The sequence below is a fragment of the Pseudomonas sp. ACN5 genome (assembly GCF_002303975.1).
Lineage (GTDB): Bacteria > Pseudomonadota > Gammaproteobacteria > Pseudomonadales > Pseudomonadaceae > Aquipseudomonas > Aquipseudomonas laurylsulfatiphila.
This window is the reverse complement of the sequence record NZ_MRCP01000009.1, coordinates 256,414-269,121: the sequence shown is the minus strand read 5'-3', so window position 1 is coordinate 269,121 and position 12,708 is coordinate 256,414. Positions and strand designations below refer to the sequence as shown.

Below are 12,708 nucleotides of genomic sequence, written 5' to 3'. Positions count from 1 at the left end.
GTTTCAATGCGTTTTCATGAACCACAGAGAAGGTGAGCCCGTTAGATGAACAACAACAATAAGATCTGCCATGCAAACCTGCGTCGAGGGCTTTTGGCTACCGCAATCCTGGCCGGGATGGGCATCGCGCCCGCGCAAGCCCTGGAAATCGATACGGGCAACGAAGACCTGTCGGTGCGTTTCGACAACACCTTCAAGCTCAACTACGGCCAGCGCGTGGAAAGTGCCAACAGCAAGCTGGCCAACAGCTGGAACAACAATGACGGCAACCGCAACTTCTCGTCGGGCAGTGCGGTGTCCCAGCGCCTGGACGTGCTCTCGGAACTGGACGTGGTCTACAAGCAGAAGGCCGGCTTTCGCGTCAGTGCCAACAGCTGGTACGACCATGCCTATGACAATGTCGGCAGTGCCAACGCCTCGACCAACCAGCTGAACAACGGCGTACCGGACTCACGCCATATCAGCGGTTATGCCGACCGTTACTACAACGGACCGTCTGCGGAAATCCTCGATGCTTTCGTGTTTGGCAGCACCGAGGTCGGTGACGAAACCCTGCTCAGCGCCAAGCTGGGCAGCCATACCCAGTACTGGGGCGAAAGTATCCTGGCCTTCGCCCACGGCAACAGTTATGGCCAGTCGGGCCTGGACATCACCAAGGGGCTGACAGTGCCGGGCACCGAGGCCAAGGAACTGTTCATCCCGCGCAACCAGTTGTCCAGCAGCCTGACCTTTGGCCCGGAACTGACCCTGAGCGCCCAGTACTTCCTCGGTTGGGACGCCTCGCGCCTGCCGGAATCGGGTACCTACCTGGGGTTCAACGACGGCATCCAGAGTGGCGGGCACAACCTGTCGCTGATCGGTGGCCGCAACCCACTCTTCGGTGCTCCCGGCCCCATCGGCGCCAATGAGTTCCTGCGGCTGACCAACGGCCACACCTTCACCCCGGACAATCACGGCGACTTCGGCCTGATGGCCAAGTGGAGCCCGCAATGGCTGGACGGGACCCTGGGCTTCTACTACCGCAACACCTCGGACATCCTGCCCAACCTGGTCCTGCAGCCGACCGCTGTCGGCCCGGCGCAGCTGATCTCGGGCAACATCGGCAGCTACAACCAGTTCTACGTCGATGATATCGATATCTACGGCATCAGCCTGTCCAAGAGCATCGCCGGGGTCAGCGTCGGTTTCGACCTCAACTACCGCGAGAACATGCCGCTGGCCAGTGTCGCCGCCACCGTCAGCCCGGCCGCGGCCGCCGCCGGTCTGCCCGGATTCATCGGCAGTTTCGATGGCAACAACGGCGTGGCCCGAGGCAACACCGTGCATGCGGTGCTCAATGGCCTGACCACCTTCGCCGACACACCGGTGTGGGACAGCGCCTCGCTGCTGGTGGAACTGGGCTACAGCCGCTGGCTGGACGTGACCGACAACAAGCAGCTGTTCAAGGGTGAGGACTGGTACCGCGGCGTGGACAAGGTCAGCAAGGACAACTACGTCATCGGCGTCAATTTCAACCCGACCTGGTATCAGGTTTTTCCCGGCATCGATTTCTACATGCCGGCCACCTACAACGTTGGCCTCAATGGCAACTCCGCCGTCCAGATGGGGGGCAACGAAGACTCCGGAAGCTATTCGATCGGCGTTGGCATGGACGTGCACAACCAGTATCGCTTCGACCTGAAGTACGTGGACAACTTCGGTCCGTTCGATACCTGCGACCGCGCCGGCAATGCCGGCAGCCAGGGAGAGGGTGCCGCCCCCGGCGCCAATGGCCAGTACAACTGCACCCCGGGGCAGGCCACAGCCTTTGGCGGTACATCGGCCCAGCTCAAGGATCGCGGCATGGTCACCTTCACCTTCAAAACGACTATCTGATCGAACGTTGCCAGGCAACAGGAGAGACCCCATGAAACTTGCCCAATCCGTATTGGCCGCAGCCCTTGCGCTGGCGGTGACCGGTGCCGCCGACGCGGCCGTATCTTCCGACCAGGCCACCCGGCTTGGCAGCACATTGACCGGCGTCGGCGCCGAGAAGGCCGGCAATGCCGACGGCAGCATCCCGGCCTATACCGGTGGCCTGACCCAGGCGCCGGCCAGCTACCAGGCGGGCAGCTCGTTTCGCCCCGACCCCTTCGAAAGTGAAAAGCCGCTGACGGTGATCAACGCCGGTAATGCTGCCCAGTATGCCGGCAAGATGACAGCCTCGACCCAGGAACTGCTCAAGCGCTTCCCGTCGTTCCGCGTCGATGTCTACCCGACCCACCGTACCGTGGCCATGCCTCAGCGATTGCTGGATAACACGGCGAAAAACGCGGTCGGGACCAAAACCACCGAGGGTGGAGTCGCCCTGGACAATGCGTTGCCCGGCGTGCCGTTCCCGATCCCTGCCGATGGCTATGAAGCCATGTGGAACCACTTGCTGCGCTATCAGGGCTTTGCGCTGAACTCCAAGTACGATTCCTGGAACGTCGATTCTTCGGGCAGGGCGACCCTGGCCACCACCGGCAACGCCTACATCGAGTACCCGCTGTACGACCCGGCCCGTACCACGGCGGCCAACGAGAGCGACGTGTTCTTCAAGACCAAGCTGTATTACCAGGGCCCGGCACGCCGCGCCGGTGAAGCCATCCTGGTGGTCGATGCGGTCAACCCGCTCAAGCAAGGCCGCCGTGGCTGGCAGTATCTGCCGGGACAACGCCGGGTGAAGCTGGCGCCGGACATCGCCTACGACACGCCGAACCCGGGGTCGGCCGGCAGTTCGACCTATGACGATTCCTGGGTGTTCAACGGTGCCCTGGACCGTTACGACTTCAAGCTGGTGGGCAAGAAGGAAATGTACGTCCCCTACAACACCTACAAGTTGAACTACCACAAGGTGGCCGCAGACGTGACCACCCCCAACCACGTCAACCCCGACCTGATGCGCTGGGAACTGCACCGCGTGTGGGTCGTGGAAGCGACCCTGAAGCCGGGCAAGCGCCACATCTACAGCAAGCGCACCTTCTACCTCGATGAGGACAGCTGGATTGCCCTGGCTTCGGACGAATACGACGCCAGCGGCAAGTTGTACCGCGGCGCCTTTGCACACATGGCCTACAGCTACGACGTGCAGGCGCCGAACTCGGACAACCATATGTTCTACGACTTCGTCACCGGTAGCTACAACATTACCGGGATGTACGGGCCGTACGGTGGTGTGAAGTACATCGAGCCACTCTCCAAGGCCCAGTGGGCTCCGGAATCCCTGGCCGGTGCCGGAATCCGCTGACAGAGCTCCATGTGGTATTTGCCATCGGGGAGAGGCCACACCTCTTCCGGTGGCTTTTTTTATCCGGGAAACAGCGATGAACAAATTCAGATGGACAGTGCTCATTGCACTGGGTGCCGCGTTGGCCTTGCCTTTCACCCGTGCCGTGGTGGCGGCGGATTTCGCCGATACCCTCGACCGGCCGGCGATGCAGACCGACAAGGCGCTGCATGGCATTTTCACGGGACTGGCCAGTGCCGGCGGGCGCCTGGTCGCGGTCGGCCAGCGTGGCCACATTTTCTATTCGGACGATGCAGGCCTGCAATGGCGTCAAGCCAGGGTACCGGTCAGCTCTGACCTGGTGGCCGTGCATTTCCCCAGTCCGTCCCAGGGCTGGGCCGTCGGCCATGACGGTGTGGTGTTGCACAGCAGCGACGCGGGTGAAAGCTGGAGCCGTCAATTCGATGGCCGCGACGTCGGCTCGACCCTGCTCGCGTATTACCGCAAGCAGGCCGCGGCTCGGCCGGACGACGAGGCGGTCGCAAGCTTGTTGGCCGATGCCCAGCGCATGTTCGAGGAGGGCGCCGACAAGCCGTTCCTCGATGTGTGGTTCGAGAATGACCAGGTCGGTTACATCGTCGGCGCCTTCAACCTGATTTTCCGTACCGACAACGGTGGTCGCAGCTGGACGCCATGGCTCGACCGGAGCGACAACCCCAGTGCCTTGAACCTGTACGCCTTGCGCCCGGCCGGCAACGCACTGTTCGTTGTCGGCGAGCAGGGCCTGGTGCTCAAGTTCGACCCGGCCAGCGAGCGTTTCAAGGCCACCCCCACGCCCTACAACGGCAGTTTTTTCGGCATTGTCGGCAAGCCCGGCGCGGTGCTGGTGTTCGGCCTGCGCGGCAACGCCTACCGCAGCGTCGATGGCGGCGCCCACTGGAACAAGGTCGAGCTTGGCCTGCCCCTGAGCATCACCGCCGGCACGGTCACTGCAGACGGCCGGATCATCCTGTTGAGCCAGGCCGGCCATGTACTGGTCAGCAACGACGACGGCGCAAGTTTCAAGCTGCAGGCGAAAAACGGCCTGGCGCCGGTGGCCGCGGCGCAAGTGACAACGGCCGGTGCACTGGTATTGGCCGGCGCCCGCGGTCTTCGCCAGCTACCTCTCGAATAAGCCCACCTGCGTACAACAAAAGAGACAAGACACGATATGGGTACCTACGAACTCGATACGATGCCGGTGGTGCGGGAGCTCAAGGGCTTCGACGCCCGTTCCGGCAACCTGCTCGAACGCTTGATCTTCAACAACCGCCTGCTGGTGGTGCTGAGTTGCCTGGTGATCACCGTGCTGCTCGGTTACTTTGCGGCCACTCGCCTGAGCCTGACTGCCAGCTTCGAAAAAATGCTGCCGCAAAGCCAGCCGTTCATTCAGAACTACCTGGAAAACCGCCAGTCCCTGCGCGGGCTCGGCAATGCGGTGCGGGTGGTGGTGGAAAACACCGAGGGCGATATCTTCGACCCGCAATACCTCGATGTGCTCAAGCAGATCAACGACACCCTGTTCGTGACCCCGGGTGTGGACCGTGCCTGGGTCAAGTCGCTGTGGACACCGGCGGTGCGCTGGACCGAAGTGACCGAAGAGGGGTTTCGCGGCGGGCCGGTGATGCCCGATGCCTACGACGGCTCGGCCAAGGGCGTCGAGCAGCTGCGCTTGAACATTGCCCGATCTGGCATCGTCGGCAGCCTGGTGGGCAACAACTTCAAGTCGAGCATGATTTTCGTGCCCCTGCTGGAGAAAGATCCGGTCACCGGCCAGGCCATCGACTACCACGCTTTCTCGCGGGTTCTCGAAGAGCAATTGCGTAACAAGTACGAGTTCGCCGGCGGCAATGAAACCCATGCCCGGGGCGAGGAGGGCAAGGGGCCGATCAAAGTCCGCGTGATCGGCTTCGCCAAGCTGGTCGGCGACCTGATCGACGGCCTGGTGCTGGTGATGATGTACTTTGGCGCTGCTGCGCTGATCGCCACGTCGATCATCTATTTCTTCACCCGCTGTGTGCGCAGCACGACGCTGGTGATTCTCTGCTCGGTGATCGCCGTGGCCTGGCAGCTGGGGCTGGTCGCGCTGATGGGCTATGCGCTCGACCCGTTCTCGATCCTGGTGCCGTTCCTGGTGTTCGCCATCGGCGTGTCCCACGGCGCGCAGAAAATGAACGGCATCATGCAGGATGTGGGGCGCGGCACACACCAACTGGTCGCGGCGCGCTACACCTTCCGCCGCCTGTTCCTGGCGGGGCTGACGGCCTTGCTCGCCGATGCGGTCGGCTTTGCCGTGCTGATGCTGATCGACATCCCGGTGATCCAGGACCTGGCCGTCACCGCCAGCATCGGTGTGGCGGTGTTGATCTTCACCAACCTGGTGCTGTTGCCGGTGCTGCTGTCGTATTGCGGTGTCAGTCGCAAGGCGGCGGCGCGCAGCCTGCGTCAGGAAGACAAGGAACTGCACGGCAAGGGCCTGGGCAATCTGTGGAGCCTGCTCGACCGCTTCACCGAGCGCCGCTGGGCCACAGTCGCCGTGATCGTCGCCGGGTTGCTGGCGGCGGGCGGGTTCATGGTCAGTACCCAGCTGCAGATCGGCGACCTTGACCCGGGTGCGCCCGAGCTGCGCGCAGACTCCCGCTACAATCGCGACAATGCCTACATCACCGACAACTACTCGCTGTCCAGCGACCAGTTCGCCGTGATGGTCAAGACCGCGAGCGAGGGTTGCCTGAAGTACGAGACCCTGGTCGAGGCCGACCGTCTCGGCTGGCTGTTGCAACAGCAGCCGGGGGTGCAGACCACCGTGTCGCTGGTCAACGCCGTACGGCAGATCACCGCGGGTTCCTATGAAGGCAACCCGAAGATGCTGACCATCGCGCGCAATCAGGACGTACTCAACTATGGCGCGCAACAGGCCTCGGTGAACAACCCGGAACTGTTCAACAGCGACTGCTCGATGATGCCGGTGGTGGCCTACCTGGCCGACCACAAGGCACAGACCCTCGAACATGTGGTCAGTGTCGCCGGGGCCTTCGCTCGCGAGCACAGCAACGGTGAACGCCAGTTCATGCTCGCGGCCGGCAGCGCGGGGATCGAAGCGGCGACCAACATCGTGGTCCGCGAGGCCAACCGCACCATGCTGGTGTACGTGTATGGCGCGGTGATCGTGCTGTGCTTCATCACCTTTCGCAGCTGGCGCGCGGTCGTGGTGGCGGTGGTGCCCTTGATGCTGACGTCAGTGCTCTGCGAGGCGTTGATGGTGTGTCTTGGCATGGGCGTGAAAGTGGCCACCCTGCCGGTGATCGCCCTGGGCGTGGGGATCGGCGTGGATTACGCGCTGTACCTGCTCAGCGTGCAGCTGGCCCAGCAGCGTGCCGGCCTGTCGTTGACCGAGGCTTACAAGAACTCGGTGGCGTTCACCGGCAAGGTGGTCGCTCTGGTGGGCATCACCCTGGCGGCGGGCGTCATCACCTGGGCCTGGTCGCCGATCAAGTTCCAGGCGGATATGGGGATCCTGCTGACCTTCATGTTCATCTGGAACATGATCGGTGCGCTGGTGCTGATCCCGGCGTTGTCGCATTTCTTGCTCAGGAAGGCTCGCTAATCTGTCGGCGATCTTTTGATCTTGATCTTGGCGGCCTTCGGGCCGACCAGGCTCTCTGTTCGCGCACATATCCATTCCTGCGGTAACGACCGCTAATGGTTCCGCCCTTACTGCGAGCTTGCTCGCGATGGAGGTCAACGATGATGCGGGGAGCCTGACACCCCGAGGTGCTCTCGGGCTTTTCGTCGGAACGCCGCCCGGAGCAAGCTCGCTCCTACAGAGCCCGCCGCCATCCATCGCCGTACGCGGCTAACCCGGCATCCATGCCGGGTTGCCCACTACGCAGAACCGGAACGAAGCCTCACGAGGGAGCAGGAAGATCAAAAGCCAAAGTCAAAACGAGGCGATCTGGTTACGGGTCTTTCTGCGATCCCGTTGTGTGAGCGAGCCTGCTCGCGAATACGATTTAGCGGTTGACGTTATTTCGTGAGTACCCCTGATCCCATGTGGGAGCGGGCTTGCTCGCGAAGGCGGCCTGCCAGTCGGACTGATGTTGGCGGATGTACCAGGACCCTGTGGGAGCTGGCTTGCCTGCGATGACTAGCGTCAGGCGATGTATGTTTTGAGGGTGGTGTACATATCCATTCCTGCGGTAACCGCCGGTGGCTATTACCGCTGAAATGGATATGTACTCAGAGAATGAATCCCGGGACGCCTGTCAGGCCGCCTTCGCGGGCAAGCCCGCTCCCACAGTCCCCCAACCCATTATCGCGCTGGCTTGAGCGGTACGATCAGCGGGCCGTCGAAGGCCTGCATGATCAGCGAAGCGGGCTGGTCATGGCTGATCAACTGGGCCATGGCGTTCATGTAGGGCGTCAGGTGGCGGAAGTATTTCTTGTAGGCGGGGCACAGGTAGTTCAGTCCCGGCTCGCCGTTGGGCGCGGTCATGAACCGGTTCTTCGGGCATTCGCCGTGGCAGGCGAAGCGGTAGTCGCATTGCTGGCACACGGTCGGCAACGTGGTTTCCTTGGCCGCGCCGAACGCCTTCTGGGCCGGGGAGGCGAGCAGGGTGGCCGGGTCATCTTCCTGGAGATTGCCCAGGCGATACTCCGGGTACATGAAGTGGTCGCAGGAGTAGACGCTGCCGTCATGTTCGACGATCGCTGCCTTGCCGCAGCGCGGGCTGAACAGGCACACCGAAGGCGCCAGCTGGCACCAGGCCGCCAGGGCCCATTCGAAGTTCATCACATGGATGTCGCCGACGTCATGGCGCACCCATTCGTTGAAGATGGCGATGAGAAAGTCGCCATAACGCTCGGGTTCGACACTCTGCGCCGTGACCACCCCGGGTTCGTCCACGGCATGCAGTCGCAGCTCCGGCGGCGTGGCGAAACTCAGGCCCTGCTTGACGTCCGCTGCGCCTGGAAGGCGTTCGACCACCGGGTTGAACTGGATATGCCGCACGCCCTGGGCCTTGAGAAAACCATAGATTTCCAGCGGATGGTTCGCCACGTCGCGGGCCACGGTGACCAGCACGTTGAACGGCACCCCGTGTTTCTTCAGCAGGCCCAGGCCAGCCATGACCGCATCGAAACTGGAGCGGCCACGCTTGTCCGGTCGGTAGAGGTCGTGGACCTCACGCGGCCCGTCAAGGCTCAGGCCGACCATGAAACCCTCGCGGGCGAGGAAGGCACACCACTGGTCATCGAGCAGGGTGCCGTTGGTTTGCAGGGTATTGCGGATGACCTTGCCAGCGCCAAACTCGCGCTGACAGGCCACCGCCCGCTGGAAAAAATCCAGGCCCAGCAAGGTCGGCTCGCCGCCTTGCCAGGTGAACTCCACTTCGGGGCTGGGTTGCGCGGCGATGTAACCCTGGATGTACGCGCGCAACACCTCGTCGGACATGCGAAAGCGCTCTCTGGGCGGGTACAACTGCTCCTTTTCCAGGTAGAAGCAGTAGCTGCAATCGAGGTTGCAGATCGGACCGACCGGCTTGGCCATCAAGTGCAACCCCTGCACCGCGGGAGAAGCGCTCGCCATCAGAGAAACCCGACCTTGCGCGCATCGCTCAGCACGAAGCGACGCAACAGGCCCAGGGACAGCCGACGCAGGTGGTACAGCACCTTCGCAAAGGGCCCGACCAGCAACAGGTCCTGGCTCTTTTGCACCGCGCGGACCATGCCTTCGGCGACCACCTCGGGCCCGCAGCCCTTGGTCTGATAGTACTTGTGCAGTCGCGTGAGCTGGGCTTCGTCGACCGAGGGCGAGACGTTGTTGCGGGCATGGGTGATCGGCGTATTGATGATGCCGGGACAGACCGTGGTCACGCAGATATCGCTGTCGGCCAGCTCCATCTTGAGCACTTCGTTGAACCCGAACACCGCATGCTTGGAGGCGGCATAAGCCGCCATCGTCGGCGACGGGTACAGACCGGCCGCCGACGCCACGTTGAGCACATGGCGCGGCCCGCCGGCCTTGAGCATCTGCGGGATGAAGTGATAGCAGCCATGCACCACCCCCATCACGTTGATGTCCAGCACCCGCTGCCAGTGGGCCAGGTCGCTTTGCAGGAACTGGCCCAGGTAGCCGATGCCGGCGTTGTTGATCAGCACGTCGAGCGCCCCGAGCGAGGCATGGAGCTTCTCGGCCAGTTCCCGCACGGCTTCGCTGCTGGAGACATCGAGCTGATGGATGGTGCAGCGGGAACCGAGGGCCTCGACGTCCATTTGCACCTGCCTGAGCGCAACGAGATTGATGTCGGTGGCAATGATCAGGGCGCCCCGGCGGGCGAATGCCAGCGCGGCGGCGCGACCGATGCCGGAAGCGGCGCCAGTGATCAGGACGTTCTTGTTTTTAAGTTCGGTGGTGGCCATGGGAATCTCCTGGGCAGGGCAAGGGTTCAGGGCAAGTAAGCGACATGCACGTCGTCGACCTTGCCGTTGAAAGCGAACGGCGCGCGGTCGAAGTAATCCAGGGCGACCGGCGAGCCGAGGTCCTGGGCCACGTCAAAGGTTTCGCTGGCGGTGAAGGTGAATGCCGGGGTGAACGGCGTCACGCCGCTGGCGACTTCCTGCCCCCCCAGGCGCAGGCTCAGATTGGCCGGCGCGCCCAGTTTGGTCGTGCTCATTTGGGTCAACACTTCGATGTTGGCTTTACCGGCCGGCACGCGTTCGGTCGAGCGCAGCTTGACCCGGGCAATGGCCAGGGCGTTGTACTCGTAGACCAGATAACCATCGTCCAGGTACAGGCTGACACCGCCACCGATCCCGCCCATGGCATACAACACGCCACTGGCCTTGGCCGGCACGTCGGCCGTCACCAGTACCCGGTTGTTGCGGCTGCGCAGGTTGGGGGCGGTGAACTCCGGGAAGCGCTGGGTGCGATCGCTGAAATTCCATTCGTGTTTGTCGGTACCCGGGCGTACATCCGGGTTCATGAAGGGAAACAGACCGGCGCCGATCGGGTAGACGTGGTTGGCCTTGGCCTGGGTATCGAACTCGGCCTTCAGCTCAGCCAGTTTTTCCGGGTGGCTGGCCGCCACGTCCGTGGCTTGCGAGTAGTCGTTGCCAAGGTCATACAGCGCCCACTGGTCGTTGTCCGGGTTCCAGCCCATGAACTGGGCAAACCCTTGCACCCAGGGTTTGCGCGGGCCGAATACCGAGGCGATCCAGCCGTCCTTGTAGATGCCACGGCTGCCGAGCACTTCGAAGTACTGCGGGGGCTTGCGCGACTTTGCATCGGCCTCGGCAAAGGTGTAGCGCAGGCTGACGCCGTCCATCGGGTCCTGCTCGACGCCGTTGACCACCTTGGGCGCGCTGATGTCGAGGAGGTCGTAGACGGTCGGGACAATGTCGTTGACGTGGTGAAACTGCCCGCGGACCTTGGCATCGGCCTTGATCTGCTTGGGCCAGGAGACCGCCATTGGCGTGCGCGTGCCGCCGAAGTAGCCCGCCACCAGCTTGGTCCCGATAAACGGGCCCGAACCCGCCCAGGCCCAGGCGGCGTTGTACATGCTCTCGAGTTTCGGGCCGCCGAGGGCCGACAGGCCACCGTAGCTGCCGTTGAGCACCTTGAGCTGCTGCTCCTTGGGCACCGGAATGCCGTTCTGCGCCAGCAGTTCGTTGATGGTGCCTTCCATGCCTTCGGCCGAGGCCCCGTTGTCGCCGAGCACATAGAAAATCAGGGTGTTGTCGCGTTTACCCTGCAGTTCCAGCTCGTCGAGGATCTTCCCGGCCTGGGTATCGGCATGCTCGAGGAAGCCTGCGTAAACCTCCATCAGGCGCGCCTGGTATTGCTTTTGCCCGGCGTCGAGGCTGTCCCAGGCAGGCAGTTCGGCGGGGCGCGGGGTCAGCCTGGCGTCCTTGGGAATGAAGCCCATGGCTTTCTGGCGGGCGAAGGTCTGCTCGCGATACACATCCCAGCCAGCGTCGAACTTGCCCTTGTACTTGTCGGCCCATTGGGCGTTGACCTGGTGCGGGCCGTGCACGGCACCGGGGGCCCAATACATGAAGAAGGGTTTGTCCGGGGCGTAGGTCTTGTGGTCCTGCAGCCAGTTCACCGCGCGGTTGGCCAGGTCTTCGCTGAGATGGTACTTGGGATCGCGAGGCGGTTCGATCGGCGTGGTGTTGCGGTACAGGCGCGGCTCGTACTGGGAGGTTTCCCCGGCCATGAAGCCATAGAAGTGTTCAAAGCCATAGCCGGTCGGCCAGCTGTCGAACGGTCCGGCGGCGGTGGTTTCCGACGTCGGTGTGTTGTGCCATTTGCCGAAGGCGGCGGTGCTGTAGCCGTATTGCTTGAGCACTTCGGCCATGGTCGCCGAACTCTTGGGAATCTTGCCGGTGTAGCCGTCCCAATCGGTGGCCAGCTCGGCGATCACGCCATTGCCGACCCGGTGGTGATTGCGTCCGGTCAACAGGGCGGCACGGGTGGCCGAGCTGATGGCGGTGGTATGGAAGGCGTTGTAACGCACACCGCTGTCGGCCACCCGGCTCAGGGTCGGGGTGTGGATGGCGCCGCCAACCGTGTCGGCCTGGGCGAAACCGGCGTCATCGAGCATGATCACCAGGATGTTCGGTGCACCGGCCGGCACATGGGACTGGGCCTGGCGCTTCTGGTGATGGGAATCCTGCAGGGTCGGCCCGGCGGTGCTGGCCGAAGGCGTCGGCGCGAAAGGCAGGGTGTCCTGGGCGCAGGCGACGGAGCTCGCCAGCAGCATGCTCACCTTCAGTGTGAAATGCCCGGTGCGCGCAAACTTCTGAATCATGGAAGACTCCTGTTCTTGTTGTTGGCGGAGTGAGTGGGGCGCCCCCCTCGGGGAGGGGCGCCGGGTATCGGTCACACCGAAAAACTGGTGATGTCCTTGGGCTGGATGTCGTTGGCCTCGCAGTAGGCCAGGTAGCGCTGCACGCTGGTCTTCCAGTTCTCGATGGCAACGATGTTGTCGTTTTCGTCCATGTACATGAGATCGCCCAGGGTGACGTTGAACGTGATCACCTCGTCGCCGTGCTCGGGCAGGCCGATGGGCGTATGGCTGGTGGCGGCCGTCTCGAACACCACGCCACCTTCGGTGGAGATCCAGTCGTGTTCGAGGTACTTCCAGCCACCCTTGATGGTGTAGACGATCACGGTGCCGGAGTGGTGGTGCTTGGGCAGGGTCATGCTGGCGGGTGCCTTGAGCAGGGTAATGACCTCGCCACGCACCGGATCGCACTTGATGTACTTGATGAGCACGTCGTCGTTGTAAGGCGCGAAAGGCACCCAGGGCAGGTCGTCGGCGTTGATGGCGGCGGTATCGATGCTTTCATACAGCATGGTGGAGCTCCTCGGATGGGCCGTTGGCGGCAGGTGGATGTTCTGAGTGGCATCGTGCGGGAGC

Annotated in this window: 8 protein-coding genes; 4 read left to right on the top strand and 4 right to left on the bottom strand. The window is 63.0% G+C overall.

Going from position 1 to position 12,708, the window contains the following annotated elements; all coding sequences use genetic code 11:
• Window positions 1-45: 45 nt before the first annotated feature.
• From BSF40_RS18680 to BSF40_RS18665, 4 genes are all read left to right on the top strand, one after another.
• The gene (locus BSF40_RS18680) at window positions 46-1,875 is read left to right on the top strand and encodes a DUF1302 domain-containing protein (RefSeq protein WP_095966191.1); all 1,830 of its coding nucleotides are present in this window, start codon (window positions 46-48) and stop codon (window positions 1,873-1,875) included.
• A 31-nt stretch (window positions 1,876-1,906) separates the two neighbouring features.
• A complete protein-coding gene (locus BSF40_RS18675; RefSeq protein WP_095966190.1) occupies window positions 1,907-3,268 on the top strand; it encodes a DUF1329 domain-containing protein in 1,362 nt (453 codons plus the stop codon).
• 76 nt (window positions 3,269-3,344) lie between these two features.
• A complete protein-coding gene (locus BSF40_RS18670; RefSeq protein WP_095966189.1) occupies window positions 3,345-4,421 on the top strand; it encodes a YCF48-related protein in 1,077 nt (358 codons plus the stop codon).
• Window positions 4,422-4,457: 36 nt separating this feature from the next.
• On the top strand, window positions 4,458-6,893 hold the full coding sequence (locus BSF40_RS18665) for an RND family transporter (RefSeq protein ID WP_095966188.1): 2,436 nt from the start codon (window positions 4,458-4,460) through the stop codon (window positions 6,891-6,893).
• A 705-nt stretch (window positions 6,894-7,598) separates the two neighbouring features.
• Here BSF40_RS18665 and BSF40_RS18655 read toward each other — a convergent pair.
• From BSF40_RS18655 to BSF40_RS18640, 4 genes are all read right to left on the bottom strand, one after another.
• Entirely contained in the window at window positions 7,599-8,873 is a 1,275-nt protein-coding gene (locus BSF40_RS18655; RefSeq protein WP_095966186.1) for an anaerobic sulfatase maturase, read from the bottom strand.
• A complete protein-coding gene (locus BSF40_RS18650; protein WP_095966185.1) occupies window positions 8,873-9,706 on the bottom strand; it encodes an SDR family NAD(P)-dependent oxidoreductase in 834 nt (277 codons plus the stop codon). The genes BSF40_RS18655 and BSF40_RS18650 overlap by 1 nt, the downstream gene beginning before the upstream one ends.
• Before the next feature lie 26 nt (window positions 9,707-9,732).
• Window positions 9,733-12,096 (bottom strand): arylsulfatase, encoded by a 2,364-nt coding sequence (locus BSF40_RS18645; RefSeq protein WP_095966184.1) that lies wholly within the window; start codon window positions 12,094-12,096, stop codon window positions 9,733-9,735.
• 71 nt (window positions 12,097-12,167) lie between these two features.
• Window positions 12,168-12,644 carry a 2,4'-dihydroxyacetophenone dioxygenase family protein gene (locus BSF40_RS18640; protein ID WP_095966183.1) on the bottom strand — a complete coding sequence of 159 codons (477 nt, stop codon included), beginning with the start codon at window positions 12,642-12,644 and terminating at the stop codon, window positions 12,168-12,170.
• Window positions 12,645-12,708: the final 64 nt, after the last annotated feature.